Raw genomic sequence first — 24,312 nt, forward strand, 5'->3', positions numbered from 1 at the left:
GCCCGCCGGAAAGCCCCGAACCGAAAAACATCGCCGCATGCCGGGCCCGCGGACGCCTTTGTCTCGTCAGGAATGTTGACATGATGACGCGATAACTCGTCATTTAATTTGACAAGATGAGATTCATAGATAGCTTACTAATTAACCGTCGACACAGATCGGCGGCACGACATGGGAGAGGGATGAACATGGGCAAGCGCTCCATTACATGCTGTGCGTCGTTGCTGGCTATCGTCGTCACGACCGGGGCCTCGGCACAGGTCGAAACCGCTCCGACCGGGCAGAGCGCCGGGTCCGCGGATCAGGTCGCCGAGATCATCGTCACGGCGCAGCGCCGCGAGCAGAATCTTCAGGACGTTCCCGCCTCGGTGACCGCGTTCGACAGCGCGAGCCTGGAGGCGCAGTCGGTCCTCAACCTGACCGACCTCAATTCCAAGGTGCCGAACGTCGTCCTCGCGCCGGTGGGCGCCTATCCCTATGCCAGCGCCTTCTTCATTCGCGGCCTTGGTTTCGCCGACGTCGAATCGACCTTCGAGCCGTCGGTCGGGGTCGAGATGAACGGCGTCTATCTGGCGCGCAACAGCGGCGCGCTCCAGGATTTCTTCGATATCGAATCGGTCGAGATCCTGCGCGGCCCGCAGGGCACGCTCTATGGCCGCAACACGATCGGCGGCGTCGTCAGCGTGCGGACCAAGCGGCCGGGCGACAGCTTCGCGGGCGAGGGGCAGCTGACCTTCGGCGACCGCGGCCGGGTCGAGGCCCGCGCGGCGCTCGAAACCCCGCTGGGCGACACTCTCGCGGTGCGCGCCTCGATGCTCTACAAGACCTATAACGGTTATAATTACAACGCGACGACCGGCGAAAAGGTCGGCGGCAACGAGGTCTGGTCGGGCCGTCTGACGCTGGTCGCGCGGCCGTCCGACACTCTCGAAGCGACGCTCGTCGCCGATTTTGACCGCGAGCGCGGGTCGGGCGCGGCGTTCCGCAACGCCTCGCTTCCCGGCGACGTTTACTATAATTTCAGCCCCGATACCGGCACCCCGACCCCCGCGGTTCCGGCGGGCAATTCGGACCCGACCGATCCCTATACCATCTATTCGGATACCCCGCTGTTCGCGAACCTCGACACCTGGGGGCTGGCGTTCAGCCTCGATTGGGCGATCGGCGGCGCAAAGGTCACCGCGGTCACCGGCTATCGCGAGTTCAAGGATCGCGTGCAGAGCGATTATGACGCGAGCGCCTTGCCCTTCTTCTCCGCTCTGCGCGACCAGAAGCACGAGCAATTCAGTCAGGAAATCCGCATCGCGTCGGACGGCAAGTCGCGCCTCGACTATGTGCTCGGCGCCTTCTTCATGCACCAGAGCTATGACATCACCAATGCGCAGAGCGGGCTCATCTATGACGGCGCGACCGTCCCGCAGATCGCCAGCCAGAGCAACACCGCCTGGGCGGGCTTCGGCCAGCTCGACTTCCACGCCACCGATGCGCTGACGCTGACCGCTGGCGGGCGCTACAGCTATGAGAAGAAGCGCTTCACCAACCAGCCGCTCTTCTTTCCTGCATCGATGACCTATCGCGACAATTGGGACAATTTTTCGCCCAAATTGGGGATCAGCTATCAGGTCAATCCCGATGTCCTTGCCTATGTCACCTGGTCGAAGGGCTTCCGCAGCGGCGGATATAACGGCCGCGCGGCCAGCTTCACCTCGGCGGGGCCCTATGATGCCGAAACCGTGTCGAGCTTCGAGGGCGGGCTGAAGACCGAATTGTTCGACCGCCGCGTGCGCTTCAATCTCGCCGCCTTCTCGTCGACCTACACCGACATGCAGGTCGGCACGCAGGGGCTGACCTCGGGCGGCGTCTATGAATCGATCGTCACCAACGCCGGCAAGGGCCGCATCGACGGGATCGAGAGCGAATTGCAATGGGTGCTCGGCGGCGGGTTCAGCATCAACGCCAACGCCGCCTACCTCAACGCGCGGTTCAAGGAGAATTTCACCGATCTGACCAGCGACGGTATCGATAATCCGACCGACAACAGCGACCTGCCGTTCGCCTATGCGCCGAAATGGTCGGGCAGCCTCGGGCTTTTCTATGACGCCGATGTCGGGATCGGAAAGCTGAACGGCTCGGTCAACGCGGTCTATATGGACGACCTCTACACGAGCGGCGGCGCCGCCAACCGGACCAGCGACGTGCAGTTGCGGCCGAGCAATGTGCTCGTCGATGCGACGCTCGGACTGCAGAGCGAGCAGGGCTGGCGGATCGGCGTCTGGGTCAAGAACGCCTTCGACAAGACGGTCATCAACAACACCTTCGGCCTTGGTCCGCTCGGTTTCCTGCGCATCTATTCGCCGCCGCGCACCTTCGGCGTCGATCTGGGCTATAAATTCTGATGCTGGAATCGGGCGGCGGACCCTTGGAGACCCACCTGCCGCCGCCGGATTCCCGGACCGGCGCCGGGGCGGGGCAGGGGGCCGCGATCGGTGCGCGCGACCGGCGCTACGCGGTCTTCATGCTGCTGGTGGTGTCGACGATCGCCTTCATCGACCGATCGATCCTCAACACGGTGGGGCAGGCGATCAAGACCGATCTCCACCTCAGCGACACGCAGCTCGGCCTGCTCGGCGGCGCGGCCTTCGCGATCCTGTACGGCGTCCTCGCCATTCCGGTCGCGCGCCTTGCCGAACGCTATAGTCGCGTGCGCATCATCGCGGTTTCGATGGCCGCCTGGTCGGCGATGACGGCGCTGTGCGCCGCCGCGAGCGGCTTTGGCGGACTGATGCTGGCGCGGATCGGCGTCGGCATCGGCGAAGCCGGGTCGGGGGCGCCCTCGCAGTCGCTGGTGGGCGACTATTTCCTGCCCGAAAAGCGTGCTTCGATCTTCGGCATTCTCGGCCTCGCGACGCCGATCGGGATCATCCTCGGCGGGATCGGCGGCGCGGTCGTCGCCGAAAGCCACGGCTGGCGGGCCGCGTTCCTGCTGGTCGGGCTTCCCGGCATCGCGCTGTCGGCGATCGTTTGGCTGACCCTCAAGGAACCGGCGCGCGGCCTTTCCGACGGCCGGATCGCCTCCGACGTCACCCCGCCGCTCGGCGCGGTGCTCCGGCGCCTGGCCGGAAGCCCCGCGTTTCGCAACCTCGTGCTGGCGGGAACGGTGGTGAGCTTCGTCGGCTATGCCGGCATGACCTTCGCGCATCCCTTCTTCGTGCGCAATTTCGACGTCGGCTATACCGAGGCGGCGATCGCCTTCGCGGTGATCAACAGCCTTTCGCTCGGCAGCGGCAGCGTGCTCGGCGGGATCGCCGCCGACCGGCTGGGGCGCCGCGACATCCGCTGGTATGGCTGGCTTCCCGCCATCTGCATGATCCTAGCGGCCGCGACCTATATGCTTGGCTTTTCGCAGACGAGCTGGTTCTGGACGATCCTGCTCCTGACCCCGCCGGGCTTTTTCGCCGGCGTCTTCACCGGGCCGACCTTCGCCGTCACCAGCAACCTCGTCGAGCCGCGGATGCGGGCATCGGCGACCGCGATCCTGACGCTGACGATGAGCGTGCTCGGCATGACCCTGGGCCCGATCACCGCCGGCTGGTTCAGCGACATCTTCGCGGCGCAGGCTTTCGCCGGCGATTATGCCGCGCGCTGCGGCGAGGCGACGACGGCCGCGGCCTGTGCGGCGGCCTCGGCTCAGGGGCTCCGCACCGCGCTGGTCACGGTCTGCTCCTTCTATGTCGTCGCGGGATGGCTGTTCTTTCGCATGGCGGCGCACCTGCCGCGCGAGCTGGCTCATATGGAGGAGCGCCGATGACCGAAGCGGAGCAAATCGCGGCGGTTGCCGAGCGCTTTTTCGGGGCGGTCGAGGCGGGCGACACGGGCACGGTCGAGGCCTGCTACGATCCCGCGGTTGTCATCTGGCACGGCCACACGCGCCAGGCGCAGGACCGGGCGGCGAATGTCGCGACGCTGACACAGTTCATCGCACTCACGCGCGAGCGGCGCTACACCGACCGCAAGATCCATGTCTTCGACGGCGGTTTCGTCCAGCAGCATCTGCTGGTCGCGATCGCCAACGGCGGCGCGCGGCTCGAGCTTCCGGCGGCGCTGATCTGCGCGGTGACGGGCGACCGCATCACCCGGCTCGAAGAATATTTCGACAATTCGGCCGTGATCGAATGGGCGAAGGCGCCCGATTTCGCGTGACGGCTTCAGGAGAGACGCAAATGAAGACAATGGGGATCAATCACATCGCGCTGGTGGCGCGCGACATGGCCGAAACGGTCAAATTCTATACCGAGGTGCTGCAGATGCCGCTGGTCAAGACGGTCGAACTGCCGACCGGCGGCCAGCATTTCTTCTTCGATTGCGGCGGCGGATCGGCGGTCGCCTTTTTCTGGTGGCAGGACGCGCCGCCCGCGGCGCCGGGCGTCGCGTCGGTCAAGAAATTTCCCGGCGACGACAAGACCGCGGTCGGATCGATGAACCATCTCGCCTTTCATATGGAAGAGGAGGAGTTGGAGGCCGCGATCGGGCGGCTGGTCGAGGCGGGGGTCGAGGTCATCCCGATGGTCGTGAACCACGACGACAGCGAGACGACGGTGAGCATGACGATGCACGACGGCGTGTTCATCCGCTCGGTCTATTTCACCGATCCCAACGGCATCATGATGGAATTCGCCGCCAACACCAAGGTCTTCGGCCCCGAGGACGTTCGTCACGAACCCCAGCGGGTCGAAGCCGCCGCCTGACAGGGCACGCCGCTGGCGGTTTTTGGGGCGGCTGTGGGGGGCGCTTCAGCGCTTGATCGTAACGACCGGCGGTTCGCCCCATTCGGCCTCGAAGGCGCTGTGCAGCGCGCGCACGCGGCGCTTGCCGATCCGCTGTTCGAGCCGCACGCCCAGTTGCTCGACGATGGCGTTGGCATCTTCGTGCATCTGCGCGCCGCGCTCGGCGAGCGTCACGATCTTGATCCTGCCATCCTCGGGATCGGGTTCGAGCGCGAAGAAGCCCGCCTTGACCAGGCTGCCGATCGTCGTGTGCACCGCCTGGCGCGACAGGCGAAGCGCCCGCGCGATATCCGCCGGCCGCCGCGTGCCGACGAGGACGTGCAGAATGACCATCGATTCCGCGCGCGTGACGGGTTCCCAGCCCGCGGCCTGAAGGCTGCGCTGCAACGCATCGTCGAACCATTCAAAACCCTCGAGCAGCGGGGCGATCAGATAGTTGGTCGACTGCATCGCCGATGTCTATGCATATGGTTTGCCGATAGGCAAGGGAGGAGCGGAGGCGGAAGCACGGGATGTCGAGGTGCGCCGGTGATGCGCGGCGAGTGTGGCTTTCGGCACTTCTCCGCACTCGCCCCGACCGGGCCGCGCAAGGCAGCGGCGGTGCAGGAAAAGGCGGAGCAGAGGAATAAACCGCTCCGCCGGTCCCGACGGTCAGAAGCGATAGCGCGCTTCGAGCGAATAGGTGCGCGGTGCGCCCGGAAGCGCCGAATTGAACTGGAGCAGCGCCGCGAGCGGCATACCGCCGACATAATAGACCTTGTCGAAGGCGTTCTTGAGGTTGGCCGACAGCGACCAGCCGGCCGCTTCATCCTCGATGCCGATCCGGAAATTGGCGATCGAATAGCCGGGCAGATGCGCGGTCGGGTTAAGGTTGCCCGACGCGATATAGAAGGTGCCGGTCTGCGAATAGAGGTCGCCGCGCAGCGAGGCGGTGAGGCGGCTCGACACCGGCGCTGCAATCTCGCCATAGACGGTGCCCGACCATTCGGGGGTATCGGGAACCGTTCCGAGCAGGATCGTTCCGCCGAACGCCGGGGTCAGGCCGTTGGTGAAGCGCGCGTGGGTATAGTTGAGGTTGCCGCCGATGCGCAGCCAGTCGGTCAGCCGCAGATCGCCGTCGAGTTCGAACCCATAGACCTTGGTGCGCGGAACGTTGACGGCCAGAGAGGCGGGGCCGTTGATGTCGGCAAAGGCGTTTCGCTGCCCGTTCTTGATCCACATATTATAGAGCGCGATGTTGAACCGCGCGGGCATGGTGCCGAGAAGACCCTGGAATTTGGCGCCGGCCTCGACATCGGTGACGGTTTCGGTGCCATAGCTGTTGCCGTTCACCGTGGCGTCGCCGACGATCGGCGGCGAACTGCCGTTGAAACCTCCATTGCGATAGCTGCGGCGCGTAACCGCATAGAGCAGGACGTCGTCGCTGATCTGGTTCTGCAATCCGAAGGTCCAGCTCAGGTTGCGGATCGTCTTGCGCTGGTCGTTGTCCGCCACGCCGCTATCGATCTGCGCCGGCGTCGCATAGCTGTTGTCGATCGGCAGCGTCCGTCCACGCACGGTTTCGCTGGTGTAGCGCAGCCCCGCCGTTACCCCGAACCCGCCGCCGAGCTGATAGGTGCCCTGGCCGTAAAAGGCGTAGCTGTTGTTATAGGCGACGTCCGAATTGACCGACAGCGGCGACAGGCCGAGATCGCCGAACACGTCGAGGAAGGTCGCCTGGCGGAACACGTTCGACTTCTCGCTCGATAGATAGAAGCCGAGGGCATAGGTGAGCCTGTCGGCGGCGAGCGTGCCGAGAAGTTGCAACTCTTCCGACAGGATCGTCGTTCGCGTATGGCCGCCGGGCCGTCCAACCTCGTCGATTTCGCCGTCGCCCGCGACGCCGAAGGGCGAACCGTCGGTGTCGCCGCGAACATCGGTCTTCAGATGCGCATAACCGATGATATTCTTGAGCTTGGTCGTGTCGTTGAGATCGACCGATGTCGAGTTGGTGACGATCAGATTTTCGGCGCGATAGAAATTGGCGTCGTTGGTTGCGATCGTGAACGGCCCCCGCGCTTTCTGGATCGCCAGGAAGTCGGCGAGACCGCCGGCGGGGATCGTCGGGTTGGTGTGCCGGCTGAGATAGCCGTCCCAGGCGCCGGGGCCGAAGACGAGATCGAGGCCGGGAGAATAGAAGAGAGTCACCGCCGCCGCGGTGGGCTGCGTCGGATCGAGCGCATAGAGGACCGACTGAGTGCTCGTCCCGTCGGCTTTGTAGTAATCGACAACCAGATCATTCTCGAAGCCGCCTTCGCCGCGCCAGGTCAGGCTGCCGCGTACGCCATAGCGTTCGATCGAGCCGGGCCGCGACCCGTCGTAGAGATTGTGCTGGAATCCGGTCTGGTCGCTGTAGAAGCCCGCGACGCGCGCAAGCAGCCGGTCGTCAACGATCGGCAGGTTCAGGGCGCCTTCGAGCTGCACCGTGTCGTAATTGCCGTAGCGCGCGCTGAGATAGCCCCCGAATTCATTGGTCGGCTTGGCCGAGGTGAACAGCACCGCGCCGCCCGTCGCGTTGCGGCCGAATAATGTCCCCTGCGGCCCCTTGAGCACCTGGACCGATTGCAGGTCATAGAAGGAGGTCGCGCCGCTGCCGCCGCCGCTGTTGCTGCTGATCTGCACTTCGTTGAAATAGGGGAGGACGCCGGGACGGGTGCCGGTGAACTGGTCGACCGATTGCCCGCGAAGCGAGAAGTTGACTTCGTTCGAGGTCGCGCCCGCGCGCACCGACAGGCCGGGCGCGGCGAATTGCAGGTCGGCCTCCGACCGCACATTCTGTTCGGCCAGTTCCTGCATGCCGACGACATCGACCGCGACCGGCGTGCGCGACAGGCTTTCGTCGCGGCGCTGCGCGGTAACGATGATGTCGTCATTTCCCGCTGTCGTTTTGCTGGCGCTGTCCGCCGCCGTCTGGGCGAGGGCCGGCGCGGCACCTCCCAGCATTGCGGCGGCCATCGCAAATCCGCTGATCCCGTGCCTCGGCATCGTCTCTCTCCCCAGGCTCCGCACCTTCGGGCGCGTGTTGTCTGTAATTAATTACTTACATGAGCGATTGCGCCTGTCAACCGGCTTCCTGACGGCCCTCGGCTTCGGCGCGCGTCATCCCCGCCAGGCGGATGAGATATTCGTGCAATTCGAACCAGATATTGTGATAGGAATCGACCTTCGGAGAGGCGAGATAGGGGGCTTCTCCGGCTTGCAGCCTGGCGAAGGCTGTTTCCAGGCGCCTGCGAAAGAAGGGAAGCGGCCCTTGCGGGTCGACCGCCTCCAGCCACGCCAGCGTGTCGCGATGCAGGCCGGGCATCCGGCCCAATATGCCGGCGTCATAATCGGGATCGCTATGGTCGTTGAAGACCGGAGCGCCGTCGGACGGCCGCATCTGCCAGCCGGTGACGAGCGTCTTGAAAGCGTCGTTGTATATGTGGAACGCGGCGAGGCGATCGCGTGCGGCGTCAAGTCCCATCGCATCCCGATGCGCCGCGACAATCTGATCGCCGCGCGCCTTGCCCACATCGGTCGCCTTGATGAAACGGGGCGAGGCGGCATCGAGAAATTCGCCCAGCCCGGCGAGCTTCGCCGCCAGTGCGTTGCCGTCCAGCCGCCCGATTTCGATCGCGGCATCGCGGGGGCAGAAGCCCTTCAGCGCGACGAGGAGGACCAGTTCGTCGTCGGACAGCGCCGACTGCACCGCGCCACCGTTCGCAGGCTTATCCTGCCAGCCCATCATGACCACGGCCTCGGGCGTAAGATGCGTCTCGCAGGCAAGCTCGCCGGCGAATATCTCGCCACTCTCGCCGTCGATCGACAGGATCGCACCCTCGTCGATCCGCATATCGCCCACCGAAATGCCGCCTTCGACGAATTGCATCGCGCCCCAGCCGACCACCGCGGGCTTGCCCCAGCCGCGCGCGACCACCGCCGCATGGCTGGCGAGCCCGCCGCGGGAGGTCAGCAGTCCTGCGGCGGCGGCGATGCCTTCGATATCCTCGGGCGAGGTTTCGGGGCGCGCGAGAATCGCGGCTTCGCCCTGCGCTGCAAGCTCGACGGCGCGCTCGGCGCTTGTCACCAGCTTCCCCGAAGCAACGCCCGGCGACGCGCCAAGGCCGGCGCCCAAGGCGCTTTCGTCGCCGGCAATACGCCGCGAACGCGCCGCGGCGCCGAGCAGATGCCCGACCCTGTCCAGCGCTTCGTTCCGTGTCAGGGGAAAGTCGGGGTCGAGCGCCATGTCGTGCGCGATCCGGATCGCCGCTTCGGGCGATCGCTTGCCGGGGCGCGCCTGCAAAATCCACAGCTTTCCAGACTCGATGGTGAATTCGACGTCGACGAGATCGCGATAGTGGCGTTCGATCGCGTCGAGGCAGCGGTCGAGCGCCGCGGCGGCTTCGGGCAGCCGGTTCGGTAGTTGGGCAATGTCGATCGTCTGGTGAGCGCCCGATACCACGTCCTCACCCTGCGCCTGAAACAGAATGTCGCCGAAGATCCGCGGTTCGCCGTCGGAGGGATTGCGGCTGAAGACCACGCCCGTCCCCGACATCGCGTCGCGATTGCCGAAGACCATCGCCTGGATATTGACCGCGGTCCCGGCGTCGTCGGCAATCGCCTCGATCCGCCGATAGGCTTTGGCGCGCTCGCTGTTCCATGACTGGAACACCGCCTCGATCGCCGCGCGCAACTGCGCGCGCGGCGCATCGGGTGGCGCGTGCCCCACCGATTTGACGAAGGATTCGTGGAGGCGGTGCAGGCAGTCCCGGGCGAAACCCGCATCGCCGCCGCTACACGCCGCGAGCCCCGGGACGATATCGGCGTTGAGCCCGACGTTGAGCACCGTGTCCATCATCCCCGGCATCGATGCCGCGCCGCCCGACCGGACGCTGAGGAGCAGGGGGTTGATCGCATCGCCGAAACGCCGCCCCAGCATCGCCTCGATCTGCGCGAGATGCGTCTCGATCGCCTCGTCGAACGCGGGCGACCAGCCCGAGCGCAAATAGTGCCGGCACGCGCCGGTGCCCAAGGTGAAGCCCGGCGGCACCGGCAGCCCCATGGCGCGGGTCATGTCGGAAAGGCTCTTGCCCTTGCCGCCCAGCAGTTCGAGACGCTCCGCGTCCGACAGCGCGTGGGGCGCATCGAACATGAAGGCAATCGCTTCGCTCATCACCGGCGATCCGTCACCGTCGAGCGCGCCGCTGGGCAGTCCGCCATGCCAGTCTCCTCTTCCCGGCCGATCTTGCTCGATCGACTTTTTGTGTAAGCAAACACTTACTTCTGGGGGCCGGGATAAGTCAATCGGGCTTTCTGTCCGCGCTATCGCCGCGATGTTCGAACAGCGGCAGCATCATCTGCGCAAGCTGCTTGGCGCTGGCCTCTGTATCGAGCCGGGTGCCGCGGAAATGCGCGTTGGCCGCGACGAAAAAACTGATCCCGATTCCGGCGATCGCCAGGAAATGCTGGTCGAGCTTGCTGCCGGGGGCATCCGACGGCATCGCGGTGGCGGTCCGCCGCGCCCAGCCTTCGATCAGCGGAACGATGCGCTTGGCATAGAATTCGGGGCCGTAGCTGCCGCTGCCGAACAGCGCGATGCCCAGCAGCGGAAACACCTCGTCCATATGGCTGAGATATTGCTCCGCGCCGCGTTCGAGGAGCTGGAGCTGGGTTTCCGCATCGGCCGCGGTCGCGACCAGCCGTCCCGCATGATTATAGGTTTCGAGCCAGCTTTCGAGCGGCTCGATCACCGCCGCGTCGAACAATTCTTCTTTCGAAGCGAAGTGGCGATAGATCAGCGCCTCATTGATCTTCGCCTCGACCGCGATGTCTTTTGTCCGCGCCCCCGCATAGCCACAGCGGATGAACACTTCGGTCGCCGCCGCCAGGATCGACTCGCGGCGTTCGGCGGATGAAATGCGGCTCGTCGCTTTCTTCGGCTTGGCTTGCGCTTTGGTCACCACCATCCCTCGATCTCCGGTCCGTGCAGTACGGCAAATAGCGTGATGGCCGCCCCGAATGCAAATTCGGCCGGTCGCGGCGCCCGATCCCGATGCCCCCTGCGCCGCCAGCCGCGGCGGCAAGAGGATTGACGCTCCTCGAATCCAGATGTAAGCATTTACTTACTTAAAGAGCGAGAGAGGAATTTCATCGATGTCCCGTGCCCCGCGCCTGATTTCGCCGGACGATCATCTGCAAGCGCCCGCGCATCTGTGGCAGACGCGTCTGCCGGCGCGGCTTCGGGATCAGGGCCCTTATGTGAAGCGGATGACCGGCACCGCTTACGATGCGGGCGGCGGCAATTTCCGCTTTCGCGAAACCCCCGACGGGGTGCTTGGCGACGTCTGGCATTATGACGGAAAGCAGGTTCCGATCGTCAAGATCGCGGCGGCGGCGGGCTTCTATCCGCGCTCGTCGGTGAAGTTCGGGCCGAACACCTTCGACGAGATCCGCGAAGGCTGCTACAATGGCACGGCACGCCTCGCCGACATGGACCAGGCCGGCATCCTTGCCTCGGCCAATTATCCCAACATGTTCGTCATGTTCGCGGGCGAGCAGTTCAGCTTCGCGTCGGACAAGCCGCTCGCGCTCGAATGCATCAAGGCCTATAACGATTTCGTGATCGAGGAATGGTGCGCGGGGACGGGCGGCCGCCTGATCCCGATGGGGATCGTTCCGCTCTGGGACGCCGACCTCGCGATCGCCGAAACCCATCGGCTCGCCAAGCTCGGCTTCAAGACCATCTCCTTTCCCGAGGCACCGCATCGCAACGGTTTGCCGTCGATCTCGTCGCGCTATTGGGACGGGTTGTTCGAGGCGATCGCCGATGCCGACATGGTGCTGTCGGTCCACATCGGCACCTCGCCGATGACGCTCGCCGCGCCCGACGCGCCCGCGGCGGTCGCGCACGTCGGCGCTTCCTATTATGTCATGCACTGCCTGATGGAGTTCCTCTGGTCGGGTGTCTTCGTGCGCTTTCCGCATCTTCGGGTCTCGTTCGCGGAGTCGCAGCTCGGCCTCGTGCCCTACACGCTCGACCGCTGCGACTTCATCTGGGAGAATATCGTCATCGACGGCGTCGCCACCGTCGACCAGCGCGCGCTGCCCGAAAAACCGTCGCATTATTTCCGGCAGAATTGCTACGTCTCCTATTTCCGCGATCCCGTGGGGCTCGAAATGACGCAGCATATCGGCGTCGATAACATCATGTTCGAGACCGACTATCCGCATCTCGATTGCGACTGGCCCGATTGCCTGACCGAGGCCGAACAGATGGTCGCCCATCTGCCCCGCGAGGCGCAGGACAAGATATTGTTCGGCAACGCGCACAAGCTGTTCCGGCTCGACATCAAGGAACCCGCGCTCGCCTGAGCCCGGGAAAACAGACGAAAGCAGGAGAGGGCGATGAAGTTCACCGCGACCGAGCGGATGGCGCCGCACAGCATGCCGGATTCGGACGAATATTTTCACCGGCCACCCGATCCGCTGCCCGAACGGTGGCAGGAAAATACGATGCTCGCGGCGTGGAACATCGACGAAGGGCACGGCTTCCTGGTCCATACCAAGCGCTGGCCCGCCAAGGGCGATCATGAGGCGCATATCATCGTCTTCGTCGATGGCGTCGCCTCGTCGGCGATCCTGCACCGGCCGACCGGCAACACGCTGCGGATCAACGACGAAATCCCCGAATTGCTGTTCGAGCCTGAGGTGCCGTGGAGCCGCTGGCGGCTGAACGCCGAAATTCAGGGTGCGGGCGGCATCGGTCCGCACGGGTTTCTCGCTCACGCGCCGCGGGGCGATACGATCGGCGCGATCGACATCGTCATGGAAAGCGACCTTCCGGTCGCCGATTTCAACGCGGCGCTGGCCGAATGGGCCGAAACGCTGAGCGCGGCGGGGTCGCATTCGCACAATTCGGCGCAGGCGCATTACGAGCAGGGCGGCCGCTGGCACGGCACGCTGCGCGTCGGCGGCCGGACGGTGAAGACCAGCGGCCTGTTCGTGCGTGACCATAGCTGGGGCGAGCGTGTCGAGCGCGGTTTCGACTCCGGCGTGTTCTGGACGGCGTCGTCGCTCGATAACGGCAATATCTTCTGCAACGCGATCGGCTTTCCGCAACCCGACGGTTCGGCGATCGGCACCGGCATCCTGGTGAACCGCGACGGCGCGTTCCTGACCAACAAGGTCGGGGGGCGCTTCACCCCCGAGCCGGGCCTGCTCAGTTACGACCGATCGGAACTGACGTTCGGGTTCGATACGCCGGTCGTGCTGACCGGCGAAACCCACGTCCACGTACCCAAATATCTGCCTGGATCGGGCTTCCGTCGCTATGACAATAATGCGATCTCGCGAGTGCGGATCGGCGACCATGTCGGCATGGGGTGCCTCGAATGGGCGGCGGTGCTCGAAAAGCATCAGGCCGACGATCTCGATCGCCTGCTCGAGGACGCATAAGGAACCGACCGTTCGACCGGCAAAACGCCGGCGGCCGGATCGGGGGAGAGGATTGCATGACCGTTGACACCTGGCTGCTGCACGACACGCCGTCGAAGCGCTTCCCGATTTACACCCGCTCCAACGCGGCCGAGGTCATGGGCGCGCCGGTATCGCCGCTCGGCTGGTCCTATGTCTGGCGGGAGGCATTCGGTCCGGGCACGGTGCGCGGCTATGTCGATTTCGGCGGTTTCGACGCCGACGAGTTCGACGGGCCCGAGGATGTCTATGGGATCTTCGGGGGCTATTTCTACCTCAACATCTCGGTGATGTTCGTCGAGATGGAGCGGATGATGCCCGGCGGCGCGGCGCGCATGGCGGCGATGTTCGACAGCGGCCCGGGAATGCCGCCGCATATCGCCGAGAATTGGCACGCGAATGCCGCCTGCGGTGCGCGGGTCGCGGCGAATGTCGGGCGCTTCATGGCGGGCGAGGTCCACCCCGACCTGGACGTTCTGCACGAAGCGGCGATCGCGCTGCGCGCGGGCCGTCCCGATCTCGCGTCGATTTCGCCTGCCGAGATCATCGCGCGGCTGCGGTCGATCACGCCGCTCCTCGACCGCGCCGGATGCATCCATGTGCAGATCGGGCAGGCGGGCATGATCGCGATGGGCCAGCTTGCCGAGCTTCTGGCGGCCGTCGGCCGAGCCGGGGACGTGGCGCGGCTCGGCACCGGTATCGGCGATGTCGAGTCCGCCGATATCGCTCGCGGGCTTTGGACGATCAGCCGCCTGGTTCGCGGATCGCCCGCGCTCAAGGCCGCTTTCGCGCCGGGCACCGACGGCGTGCTGGGTCGCATAACCGACCTCCGGTTCCACGACCTTTTCCGCCATTTCCTCTATGAGCATGGCGCGCGCGCGACGAACGAGTGGGATCTGATCTACGATACGTATGAAACCGCGCCGCAAACCGCGCTGGCGCTGATCGACGCGATGGCGAAGCAGGGGGACGAAGCCGATCCCGAGGCGGCGCTGAATCGCAACGCGGCGCTGCGGCGCGAATGCCTCGCCGATATTCGTGCGCAATTTCCCGGTCAGGCCGATGCGATCGACGCCGCCGCCGCGGCGCTCGCGACATGGTTCGTCGCGCGTGAGCGGTCGAAGAATATGTGCGTCCGCCTGGTTCACGAGGCCCGCATGGGCTGCGAAGCGCTGGCGGCGCAGGGCGTTGCGGCGGGCGCGCTCGACGACCGGCGGCAATTCTATATGCTTCTGTCGAATGAACTCGACGCTTGGGCGAGCGACCCCGCCGCCTTCACCGACACGCTGTGCCGGCGACTTGGCGATTATCACGCCCTGGATCAGATCGAGCCGCCCTTCTTCGTCAACGGCGAATGCCCGCCGATTGCCGAATGGCCGCAGCGAAGCGTACGTGACATCGCGGCCGCCGCCGATGGCGACCGGCTGACGGGTGTCGCTTGCTCGCCGGGCCAGGTCACGGGGCGGGCGCGGATCATCCTCGACCCTTCCGACCCCGGCGCGCTCGAACCCGACGAGATTCTCGTCACCACGAACACCAATCCCAGTTGGACGCCGCTGTTCCTTGTCGCCGGCGCGGTGGTCACCGAGTTCGGGCTGTTCAACAGCCACGCCAGCATCGTCTCGCGCGAACTCGGAATCCCGTGCGTCGCGTCGGTTGACGGCGCGACCGACCGGATCAAGGACGGGATGCTCGTCACTGTCGACGGCGCCGCGGGCACGGTGGAGATATTGGCGGGGGCGGCGTGATGACAGCGACCGGCGACGCCATCGTCTCGCCCTACACCTATGCCGATCCGGGGGCGATGGATGCGCTTTTCGCGCAGCTCCGCCGCGACGATCCGGTGCACCGCGTCGAACATCCCGATTATCGCCCCTTCTGGGCGGTCACCAAATTCGCCGATATCCAGGAGGTCGAGCGGCTGCCCGACGCCTTTCTCAATGCGCCGCGCACATTTCTGCGGACGCTCGCTTATGAGGAGCGTGCCCGCGCTGCGACCGGCGGCAATCCGGCGCTTCTGCGCAGCCTCGTCTTCATGGATGCGCCCGATCATGCGCAATATCGCAAGCTCACGCAGGCGTGGTTCATGCCGGGGCGGATCAAGGCGCTTGAAGCCGATATCCGCCGGCTCGCGGCCGAGGTGATCGATGATATGGCCGACTGCGGTGGAGCCTGCGACTTCGCCGCCGACGTCGTGCCCTATTTCCCCGTGCGGGTCATCATGCGCATCCTCGGCGTGCCGCGATGCGACGAGCCGTTGATCCTGCAACTGACGCAGGAAATCTTCGGGTCGGACGATCCCGACGTGCAGGCGGCGCGGACGATGACCGCGAGTCTGGCCGATACGGTGAAAGTCTTCTCCGACTATTTTCGCGACCTGACCGCCGAGCGCCGCCGCAATCCCGCCGACGATCTTGCGACCTTGTTCGCGCAGGCAGAGATCGATGGCCGGCCGATGGCGGACCATGAAAGTGTGTCCTATTATATTTTGGTGGCGACGGCCGGGCACGATACGACCAGTTCCACCACGGCGGGGGGCCTGTTGGCCTTGATCGAAAATCCCGACGTGCAAGCGCGGCTAAGGGCCGATCCCTCACTTTTACCCGGCGCCGTTGACGAGATGGTGCGCTGGGTGTCGCCGGTTCGGCATTTCTTCCGCACCGCGACCCGCGATCATGAGTTGCGCGGCAAGACCATTCGCGTCGGTGACAGCCTGATGATGTGCTACCCCAGCGCCAATCGCGACGAGGAGATATTCGACGATCCTTTCGCGTTCCGGGTCGATCGCCCGGCGAACCGGCACATCGCCTTCGGCTATGGCCCGCATCTGTGCCTGGGAATGCATATGGCGCGGATGGAAATCCGCATCTTCTACGAAGAGCTGCTGCGCCGGGTCGCCTCCGTCGAGCTCGCGGGCGACGCGGCCTGGCTCGCATCGACCAATGTCGGCGGGCTCAAGCGCCTGCCGATCCGCTTCACGCTCGCTTGACAGACGGGGCTCGCCCCGTCGATCAGGCGAAGGCGGCAACCGGGGAGAGATTATGATCGCCGACACCGATTTTTCCGGAAAGACCATCCTCGTCGTCGGCGGATCGAGCGGCATCGGCAACGGCATTGCGCATGGCTTTCGCCAACGCGGCGGAGCGGTGCACGTCTGGGGAACCCGCGCCGCCGCGTCTGATTATGATCCCGCCGACGGCTCCGATCTCGCGGGGCTCGGCTATGATGGCGTCGATGTCGGCGATCCCGCCGCGATCGAGGCCGCCGCGACGCCCTTCGACCGGCTCGACGTGCTTGTGCTGTGCCAAGGCGTCGTCGTCTACAAGCGCGGCGAGTTCGAGCGCGAGGGGTGGGACCGCGTCATGGCGGTCAACCTTGATAGTCTGATGCATTGCGCGCGCAAATTTCGCCGCCAGCTATCCGAGTCTCGCGGTTCGATCGTCGTGGTCAGTTCGATTTCGGGTTTGCGGGGAAATATCGGCAACCCCGCTTATGCCGCGTCCAAGGCGGGCGCGATCAGCCTGACCAAGACGCTCGGCCAAGCGTTCGCCGCCGACGGCATCCGCGTCAACGGCCTGGCGCCGGGGCTGGTCGACACGAAATTGACCAAGGCCACGACGCAGCATCCCGACCGCCTGGCGGGCCGCCTCGCGGCGATCCCGCAGCGGCGGATGGGAACGCCAGAGGACATGGCCGGCGCCGCGATCTTCCTCGCGTCCCCGCTTGCATCCTACGTAACGGGCCACACGCTCGTGGTGGATGGCGGCCTTTCGCTTTAACACCTGCCGCAAAGCCCTTCCGTTACTGGAAGGACAGTGGAGATGTTCCCGTAAGTCGTTGAAAAATGGTGGACGCACTAGGGCTCGAACCTAGGACCCGCTGATTAAGAGTTTGCCTTAAGCTCTTGGTATTACGTGGTAATGTGTTGCATCTCGTTGTTCGGGGCACAGGTTTGCGCGGTCCGAGCGTTTGCAGTCCATTGCAGGCTTTCGTGATCCGTAGCGGCCAATTGTTCGTTTCTGATACCCCGTTGATGCCCCGTGTCAGTTATCAAGGCATCGCAGTATGGAGATCGCTTAGGTAGCCGTCACACCCGCTAAAGTAGCCTGCAACGGCTTGCATCACATCTGCTAGGTTAGCGAGATGGGTTGCGGCAAACGTAATGGGTAGGGGGTTGCCTTTTTGATCGACCGGATAACGATAGGCATCCGACTTCGGGTCAATTTTTGCAAACTGCGCAACTACCGAGGCTACAACGGGGTCAGCCTCGTCCGGATCGGAAGTGCCGTATCGGTCAAGCAGGGTTGTGAAGTCTTCCCAGAGCCTGTCCAGGCTATGGGTCTTCCAGTTCGCGTCAATTCCGACTTGTCCCCCATGCGTCGCAAGCTGATATTTGAGGGATAGTTCGATAAATTGCCGATAGTTGAATATGATTGGATAGACGAGAAAGTCCCGGTCCGCTGGCTGTTCGGCGCAGTGGGCAACGGCGATGTCCGCTGACCTCTTGTATCCGTCAATCATGAGCACCAACCGCGTGAAGTCGTCTTTTGCAATCAGCGCATTCTCCGTCGGATTCTCAGCCTCGACAAAAGGTGTGTCACCTTCCATCGGCCAACGAAAATCCGAGTTCAGAATTTCCTCGAATACATGCCTCTTCGACATCCGCTATCTGAACTCCGCAAGAAAGCTGTTAGCCCCGGCGTTTAATCAGATAAAGGTGACGCCTCAACAGAGATCTGGATGGTATCATGCCGAAACTAAGGGACGCATACGGAAACTCCAAATCCAGTGGCTACACCATAGATTTCTTTGAGCTTACGGCACCGGGTGCCAAGTCGGCGATGTTAGCAAGCCCCTTTTTCTCAACCTACGATCCCATCGAAAGGCTCACCAAGAGAGGCTGTGAGGTGAAGCTGATCGTGCGTTTGTGCTCGGTTACTCCCCCAACGGTGGTTGCCAAGGCAATGGCAGATCCGCTGGTCACTCTGCGATTTTTCACCAGTCGGGCATTTCACGCGAAGCTCTATATTGTCGATGATCAAGCGATGGTCGGGAGCGCAAATCTGACATCTGCGGGATTAATGTCCAATCGCGAAGTTTCGATTGTGGTTCGTAAAGACCGCGATGCGGCGTTCGACGAATTGCCCGGCCTCTTTGACCTATTCTGGAGCCACGCCGGTGCGATGACGCCCGATATTCTTGCCGCGTACCAAACCGCGTTTCGTCAGATCGGAAACCCGAAAGAAGAGGCCGAATTTGAACAATATTTGACGAAGCTAGTCGGAAAAGTGGACCCACCAAGCGCCATGGCGGGTAGCGACGTTATGTCCAAACGGCGGTCGTTCCTTGAGCAATTGCGTCGAAAATATGACGAACAGGTCATCCCAGCCTTTCGGGAGGTTCGGGATATTATGTTGGAAAGCGGGCTTAGGCGGGCCGAGTTTGCCGATGGCGACATCGAGATTGAACTCAATCGGTTTCTAGGCTGGACCCGATTGATCCACGCACCCGGCGAAACTTGGAAACAATCAACCCTGGTTGCTCAGCCGGAACGTCGCGAGCGGACATTGACCTATCTACGGGACTGGGCGCAAGTCGGCGATACCAGAGCAGGCGATATGTATTATGCCGAAGAGGAGTTTGGTAACATCGCGCGGCTGCGGGAGGGATTCGCGTCGGTCTCTACTATCGAGGCCATGGACTACGATCAGATGTTTGACACCCTGTGTGGATGTCATGCCTTTTACGACATGCTTAGATTCGTGTCGGGCGGGTTGCCGGGCCTAAAAACCGATTTTGCGAAGCGCAACACACTACCGGAAATTAAGGCTACACTTGCTTACTTGTTGCACGGTGATGGGCTCATGCTTGAGCGGGCCTACGATTGCATATTCGATGAGAAGTGGAAGTTGGGAAGGTTCGGTGAAAACTGTGTCATGGAATTGGTCGGCTGGATGACCCCGGATCGGCCGCCAGTGAATGGGCGGACATTGAAGGCTTTAAGATTTATCGGCCATGACATAGCAGGCTAAAGGGTATGTCTGCCGTTCAGTGATATGGTCGGTTTAGAGGATTTGGAGACCGGCCCGCTCTCCATCACTGACATTACGCACAAGCGGCAATTGAACGAATGAGACTCTAAATTCCCCAGACTATCGCGCGGCACTTGGTCTGCGTTCGTTGCCCGGATTTCGGTTCTAAGCACCCCCCGGTCATCGGTGGACCTGTAGCAGCCCGTAGTTTTCTTACGCATCCCGTCCGCGATCAGGAATTCCTTTGAGAATGGCGGAAATCCATGATTATTGAGGTGCCGTTGAAAGGAACGGCACATGCGCAAAGCACTTAGCGTCAAGGCAATCGAAGCGTTCAAGCCCGATGTGAAACGGTATGAGGTCCATGATCTCTTGTGCCCGGGGTTCAGCCTTCGGGTATTCCCGACCGGCAGGAAGGTCTTCACGGTCAAGTACCGCTACGGACTGACCCAACGCCGTTTGCCGCTTGGCGTTCATCCCCGCATCTCCCTTGCCGAAGCCCGCAACAAGGCGCTCGAAGCGTTGCGGTTGGTTGACGAGGGCATTGATCCCGCCGCGCGCCGCCGCCAGCTCAGCATGACAGTGGAGTCCGTCTGTGCTGATTTTATCCGCCAATACGCCCGCCCGCGCAACCGCAGTTGGCGAGAGGCCGAGCGCATCATGGATCGCGAGTTCGTGTCCGTTCTCGGGCAGCGCGATATTCGCGAGATCAAGCGGCATGACATCATCGAATTGATGGACGGAGCCATTGAGCGCGGGGCATCCTATCAGGCGAACCGCATTCACGCCCACCTGCGCAAGCTCTTCAACTGGTGCACGGAGCGCGGCATCATCGAAGCATCGCCCGTTGCCGGGACCAAGCCGCCCACTCGCGAACAACCGCGCGACCGGGTGCTGACCGACGATGAAATCCGCGCCGCGCTTCGTGTCTGCGCCAATGAACCCTACCCGTTCGGGCAATTCGTGCCCCTTCTGCTGGCGACCGCCCAGCGACGCGGAGAGGTTTCGCAGATGAAATGGAGCCAGGTCGATCTTGATGGCAAGCAATGGGTGATCCCTGCGGAGTTAGCCAAGAATGGCAAGCCACATGTCGTCCCTCTCAATGATTTCGCGTTGCGTATGCTGGCCGCTGTCCCGCGTTTTGAGGATTGTGACTGGGTTTTCACCACGACGCGCCGCTCACCGATCAGTGGGTTCAGCAAGGCGTTGCGCCATATCCATGAGCAGACAGAGACATCCGGCTGGCGCTTTCACGATCTTCGCCGAACTGCCACAACAGGCATGGCCCGCCTTGGCGTTCTCCCTCATGTAGTCGAGAAAATTTTGAACCACACCTCAGGAATTGTGTCGGGAATCGCCGCTGTATACAACTTGTTCCAATATCAGACTGAGCGGCGGACGGCATTGGATATGTGGGGGCAGTTTCTTGAAGGCTTATGCTCGGAGAACGACAAGTGAGGCTCGCGCAGCGATGCGCGCCCGCCTTCGTGCCGATCCTTATTTGCCTAAAGGGCTAGATTTCCTGCGTTCGACCGAATTACGGGCTATTGCCGAGGCCATCGGCGGAGTAGAGCAGCGCAGCCTTGTTGATCTCCGATACCACCTTGCCAGCGCATTTGCGCAGCACGTCCGCGACGTGGCAGGGGATAGGCTCAAACCCAATAGGTCAGAACGGCGCAAGGCGTTACGGTCGCTTCAGGCGAAAGCTGCGGCCTTGCGGGTAGCAGCCGAGGAAAACATGCCTTGGCTTCGATCTGAGCATTATGAGGCAAAATTTTTCGGGGCGACTGGTCCAGACTGGTCACCCTTCGAATATGACTATGTAGCTTTGGTTCAACCCGTCGAGCGGCTGGAGGCTATCGCCGCATCAATCTTGAGTGTGCCGCCTATCGGGAACGGTACAGCAACCAGCCCATTTCTCGCGGGCTTCCCCAGCGACCGGCTAGAAAATCCCGGAACAGGCGTACAGTTCGCCTTTGCCCGCCGCCTGGCTCAAATCTACTTCGACCTAACAGGCAAGACACCGGGTGTAACCAAGGAGCAGCCCGGGCCATACCAGCGGATGGTGGCGGCTGCGTCTGACGCATTTCGCAATGCCTACAAGGCGGCGGAAAGCCCTTTCGGGGAATGGAGAGCGCCGAGCCGAGAGGTCATGCAGAAGGCATGCAAAAGCATAGGGCGAAAATAGGATCATTTCGCGCCCTCTTTTCAGCCCTGCATTCGTTTCGATCCTGCGCATATTTGCTCGAACCGCTCCAAACAGAAAGGACGGTTTGAAATGCAACAAAATCCAATTGCCCTTGATCGGGCAGGCTTGCGGGCTCTTGGCGTTCGCAATGCAAACAGCACAATTTTGCGCTGGGAGAAGGCTGGGGTGTTCCCCCGGCGATACCGCATTGGCGGCTGCGTATTCTGGGACGCAGAAGCTGTGCGCGATCATCTCGTCCGTCTCGCTGAGGAGGCTGGACGATGAGCAAGAAGCTACGCAATCGCAAGGCTGCGCCGGTCAATCCGGCGACCGAAGTAGAAGTCGAGTTCCGACTAACAATCAAGGAGGTCCACACCCGGACAACAACAATCTGCGATCAGCGCTCAAACACGTTCGCTTTCGATTTCGGGCATGACTTTGAGGCAGCGCGAGCATGGCTGGAATCTGAAGAAACTTGGACTGATTTGGGAGATATGTGTGCGGAAGCTCGCGATCACTTCGCCGCATGGCGGGAGGCCGCCCGATGACGTCTGCACAAACCATTGCAGTTCGGTTTGACCGAAGCGCCAGCGTTCTCAGCATGATGGAAAGGTTCGCAGGGCAGGATATTCCTGTCCTGCCGATCCACGGTGTTGTCGCTCGCCGGTGCACATGTGGCGTCGATGAATGCTCAAGCCCCGGCAAGCACCCGATCAGTTCTCTGGTTCCCCACGGGGTCAAGGACGCGACGGCCGACCTGAAAACCATCAGGCGTTGGCATCGCAAGCACCCGGACATGAACTATGCCGTGGCGACCGAAGGGCTGGCGGTGATCGACTGCGACAGCAAGGAAGCGTTGGGGGCGTTTCGATCCGGCTATCACCCGCCGCCGACCTTCACCGTGAAGACAGCGCGCGGTTTTCACTTCTACTATCGGGGCGAAATGCCCGCCCGCAACGGGGTGCAGAACAAGCTTGATGTGAAAAGCGGTCCCGGCTCCTATGTCGTCGGGCCGGGCTCGCGCCATGCTTCCGGGGCGATATATGCTGTGTGGGAAGACGAGCCATTAGCTGACTTGCCGCAGAACATCGCGGACATGTCCGAACGGCCCGAAGAATCGTCCGATGAGGGCGGAGGCGGGCCGATCCCCGTTGGGCTGCGCAATTCCACCATGACGCAGTTCGCGGGATACATGCACGCCAAGGGGGTGCCGCGAGCGGCGGTGCTGGAAACGCTAAAGACGTTGAACCGCACCATGTCGGAAAAACCATTGCCGGATCGCGAGGTCAGGCAAATCGCGCGCAGCGTCTCGCGATATCCGGTCAAGGCCTTGCCCCAGATCATTCCGTTCTCGGAAATCCCGGAAGAGCGCCTTGATTTCCTATGGTATCCATACATCTGCCTTGGCACGCTCGGGCTGTTGGACGGTGATCCCGGCGACGGGAAGAGTCAGCTTTGCGTTTGGCTCTGCGCGCGTCTGAGCCGTGGCGACAAGTTGCCTAACGGGGACCGGTTTGAACCTGCCAATTGCTTCCTGTTCAATTTCGAGGACCTGCCGGGCGCGGTCATCAAGAAGCGGCTGGAAGCGAACGGTGCGGACCTGTCGCGGGTGTTCATCCAGTCGCGGCAGTTCCAGCTCACAGCGGAAATGGTCGAGTGGATGGATGGCGAAATTGCCGAAAAGCGACCCCATCTCGTTATCCTTGATCCCATTCAGGCCTTCATGTCCGGCGTTGACGGCAACAGCAATATCGACGTGCGCGAGTTTATGTCACGCTTGGGCGAGATCGCGATGAACCGAAAGTGTGCGATTATCTGCGTCCGTCACTTCGGCAAAGGTGCCCAAGACAAGGCCATGAAGAAGGGGCTGGGATCGACCGACTTCGTGGGTATCTCGCGCAATCAGTTTGGCCTTGCCCGCCGCAGCGACGGTGTCCGGGGCTTCATCGTGTTCCACATGAAGACGAACTTCGAACGCGGGGAGTCCATGCTGTTCACGATGGGCGATGCCGATGGTCGGAAGGGAGAGCAGCCGAAGATCGGCTTCGACAAGTTCACCGACATTACCGCCGATGACTTCTTTTCGGGCGAGACATCCATGCGCGGCCCGGATCAGGATGAAAGGGAGGTAGCCAAGGAATATCTGCTTGAGGCGCTGGCCGGTGGCCCCAAGGCGGCTGCGGCGCTCAAATCGCAGGGCGAGGCGCGGACGATAAGTGCATCCACCCTTGACCGAGCGCGGAAGGAACTCGGCATCATTACCGCCAAGCAGGGCAAAATCTGGTTCTGGTCGCTCCCGCCGGAGTAATCCAACTATTCAAGTTTCCAAGTTTTCATCGCCGGGGTGGGGGCGGAAGTTGCATCATGCGTTTCCGTGTCGCCCCGGCGCTTTTCATGATGCTCCTGGCGTTGAAAACATGAAAACCTGAAATGTTGGATTGGGCACGGCGCGAGAGGCACCGGGCTGACCGATGCCCCCGAACGCGCCTCAGACGGTCGGCGTTGCGGACAAAGCTTTGCGGGCTTCCTCCAGCGCCTTCGATCCCGGAGTCCACTGCCACGGCTGGCGCGCGGCATGATCTTTGCCCAATGTCGGGTAAAGCTTGGTTTGCTTCGCAGCGAGCCGCAGCAGCATCCGGGCGTCACGGGGCGGCATGTTCAATTCGCGGGCAAGCTGGTCGAGCGTGACCATGTTCGGGGTGTCCTTGGAACTGGCCGCCTTGGTGCCAGTATCGGGTTCGACTTTTGCAGTCGGGGCGGGGGCGGTCGGGTTCGTCGTAGTGGTCATGTCGTTCACTCCTTGGTTGTTGAACGACCT

Annotated in this window: 20 protein-coding genes; 14 read left to right on the forward strand and 6 right to left on the reverse strand. The window is 62.9% G+C overall.

All coding sequences use genetic code 11. From position 1 onward, the window contains the following. Nucleotides 1-221 precede the first annotated feature (221 nt). From OJI97_RS01500 to OJI97_RS01515, 4 genes are read left to right on the forward strand one after another with little or no spacing between them, the layout of a single operon-like run. On the forward strand, nucleotides 222-2,396 hold the full coding sequence (locus OJI97_RS01500) for a TonB-dependent receptor (protein ID WP_297660307.1): 2,175 nt from the start codon (nucleotides 222-224) through the stop codon (nucleotides 2,394-2,396). Nucleotides 2,397-2,419: 23 nt separating this feature from the next. After that, the gene (locus OJI97_RS01505; RefSeq protein WP_297660310.1) at nucleotides 2,420-3,808 is read left to right on the forward strand and encodes an MFS transporter; all 1,389 of its coding nucleotides are present in this window, start codon (nucleotides 2,420-2,422) and stop codon (nucleotides 3,806-3,808) included. Further along, entirely contained in the window at nucleotides 3,805-4,200 is a 396-nt protein-coding gene (locus OJI97_RS01510; protein WP_297660313.1) for a nuclear transport factor 2 family protein, read from the forward strand. Before OJI97_RS01505 ends, OJI97_RS01510 begins: the two co-directional genes overlap by 4 nt. A 20-nt stretch (nucleotides 4,201-4,220) precedes the next feature. Then, entirely contained in the window at nucleotides 4,221-4,745 is a 525-nt protein-coding gene (locus tag OJI97_RS01515; RefSeq protein ID WP_297660316.1) for a VOC family protein, read from the forward strand. A 45-nt stretch (nucleotides 4,746-4,790) separates the two neighbouring features. On the opposite strand, the gene OJI97_RS01520 is transcribed toward OJI97_RS01515, so the two are convergent. The 4 genes from OJI97_RS01520 to OJI97_RS01535 all read right to left on the reverse strand — a co-directional run bounded on the left by OJI97_RS01520 (nucleotide 4,791) and on the right by OJI97_RS01535 (nucleotide 10,762). Then, a complete protein-coding gene (locus OJI97_RS01520) occupies nucleotides 4,791-5,234 on the reverse strand; it encodes a MarR family transcriptional regulator (protein ID WP_297660319.1) in 444 nt (147 codons plus the stop codon). Between the two features lie 201 nt (nucleotides 5,235-5,435). Next, nucleotides 5,436-7,766, reverse strand: a complete 2,331-nt coding sequence (locus tag OJI97_RS01525; RefSeq protein WP_297660322.1) for a TonB-dependent receptor — start codon at nucleotides 7,764-7,766, stop codon at nucleotides 5,436-5,438. 118 nt (nucleotides 7,767-7,884) lie between these two features. Beyond that, nucleotides 7,885-9,975, reverse strand: a complete 2,091-nt coding sequence (locus OJI97_RS01530; RefSeq protein WP_297660325.1) for a PEP/pyruvate-binding domain-containing protein — start codon at nucleotides 9,973-9,975, stop codon at nucleotides 7,885-7,887. Between the two features lie 127 nt (nucleotides 9,976-10,102). After that, entirely contained in the window at nucleotides 10,103-10,762 is a 660-nt protein-coding gene (locus OJI97_RS01535) for a TetR/AcrR family transcriptional regulator (protein ID WP_297660328.1), read from the reverse strand. A gap of 193 nt (nucleotides 10,763-10,955) precedes the next feature. On the opposite strand from OJI97_RS01535, the gene OJI97_RS01540 reads away from it, so the two are divergent. Genes OJI97_RS01540 through OJI97_RS01560 form a run of 5 tightly spaced genes read left to right on the forward strand, consistent with a single transcriptional unit; the run spans nucleotide 10,956 to nucleotide 17,053 of the window. Further along, nucleotides 10,956-12,173, forward strand: coding sequence for an amidohydrolase family protein (locus tag OJI97_RS01540; protein WP_297660331.1), 1,218 nt, complete (start codon nucleotides 10,956-10,958; stop codon nucleotides 12,171-12,173). 33 nt (nucleotides 12,174-12,206) lie between these two features. Beyond that, nucleotides 12,207-13,256, forward strand: a complete 1,050-nt coding sequence (locus OJI97_RS01545; protein ID WP_297660333.1) for a hypothetical protein — start codon at nucleotides 12,207-12,209, stop codon at nucleotides 13,254-13,256. A 56-nt stretch (nucleotides 13,257-13,312) separates the two neighbouring features. Further along, nucleotides 13,313-15,022 (forward strand): PEP-utilizing enzyme, encoded by a 1,710-nt coding sequence (locus OJI97_RS01550; protein WP_297660334.1) that lies wholly within the window; start codon nucleotides 13,313-13,315, stop codon nucleotides 15,020-15,022. After that, nucleotides 15,022-16,263 carry a cytochrome P450 gene (locus OJI97_RS01555; RefSeq protein WP_297660336.1) on the forward strand — a complete coding sequence of 414 codons (1,242 nt, stop codon included), beginning with the start codon at nucleotides 15,022-15,024 and terminating at the stop codon, nucleotides 16,261-16,263. The genes OJI97_RS01550 and OJI97_RS01555 overlap by 1 nt, the downstream gene beginning before the upstream one ends. Before the next feature lie 52 nt (nucleotides 16,264-16,315). After that, complete coding sequence (locus tag OJI97_RS01560) at nucleotides 16,316-17,053, forward strand: SDR family NAD(P)-dependent oxidoreductase (RefSeq protein ID WP_297660338.1); 738 nt, start codon at nucleotides 16,316-16,318, stop codon at nucleotides 17,051-17,053. Between the two features lie 271 nt (nucleotides 17,054-17,324). On the opposite strand, the gene OJI97_RS01565 is transcribed toward OJI97_RS01560, so the two are convergent. Next, the gene (locus OJI97_RS01565; protein WP_297660341.1) at nucleotides 17,325-17,882 is read right to left on the reverse strand and encodes a hypothetical protein; all 558 of its coding nucleotides are present in this window, start codon (nucleotides 17,880-17,882) and stop codon (nucleotides 17,325-17,327) included. Nucleotides 17,883-18,022: 140 nt separating this feature from the next. Here OJI97_RS01565 and OJI97_RS01570 point away from each other — a divergent pair, with 140 nt between their 5' ends. From OJI97_RS01570 to OJI97_RS01590, 5 genes are all read left to right on the forward strand, one after another. Further along, complete coding sequence (locus tag OJI97_RS01570) at nucleotides 18,023-19,306, forward strand: phospholipase D family protein (RefSeq protein WP_297660344.1); 1,284 nt, start codon at nucleotides 18,023-18,025, stop codon at nucleotides 19,304-19,306. A 297-nt stretch (nucleotides 19,307-19,603) separates the two neighbouring features. Continuing rightward, nucleotides 19,604-20,764: a site-specific integrase gene (locus OJI97_RS01575; protein WP_297660347.1), complete on the forward strand. Its 1,161-nt coding sequence runs from the start codon at nucleotides 19,604-19,606 to the stop codon at nucleotides 20,762-20,764. A gap of 13 nt (nucleotides 20,765-20,777) precedes the next feature. Continuing rightward, nucleotides 20,778-21,494, forward strand: a complete 717-nt coding sequence (locus OJI97_RS01580; protein ID WP_297660349.1) for a hypothetical protein — start codon at nucleotides 20,778-20,780, stop codon at nucleotides 21,492-21,494. 281 nt (nucleotides 21,495-21,775) lie between these two features. Next, complete coding sequence (locus OJI97_RS01585; RefSeq protein ID WP_297660352.1) at nucleotides 21,776-22,042, forward strand: hypothetical protein; 267 nt, start codon at nucleotides 21,776-21,778, stop codon at nucleotides 22,040-22,042. Further along, a complete protein-coding gene (locus OJI97_RS01590) occupies nucleotides 22,039-23,802 on the forward strand; it encodes a bifunctional DNA primase/polymerase (RefSeq protein ID WP_297660355.1) in 1,764 nt (587 codons plus the stop codon). The genes OJI97_RS01585 and OJI97_RS01590 overlap by 4 nt, the downstream gene beginning before the upstream one ends. Nucleotides 23,803-23,982: 180 nt before the next feature. Here OJI97_RS01590 and OJI97_RS01595 read toward each other — a convergent pair whose 3' ends face one another. Further along, nucleotides 23,983-24,282, reverse strand: a complete 300-nt coding sequence (locus OJI97_RS01595; RefSeq protein ID WP_297660358.1) for a hypothetical protein — start codon at nucleotides 24,280-24,282, stop codon at nucleotides 23,983-23,985. Nucleotides 24,283-24,312: the final 30 nt, after the last annotated feature.

It is taken from the genome of Sphingopyxis sp. (genome assembly GCF_025869345.1).
Taxonomy (GTDB): domain Bacteria; phylum Pseudomonadota; class Alphaproteobacteria; order Sphingomonadales; family Sphingomonadaceae; genus Sphingopyxis.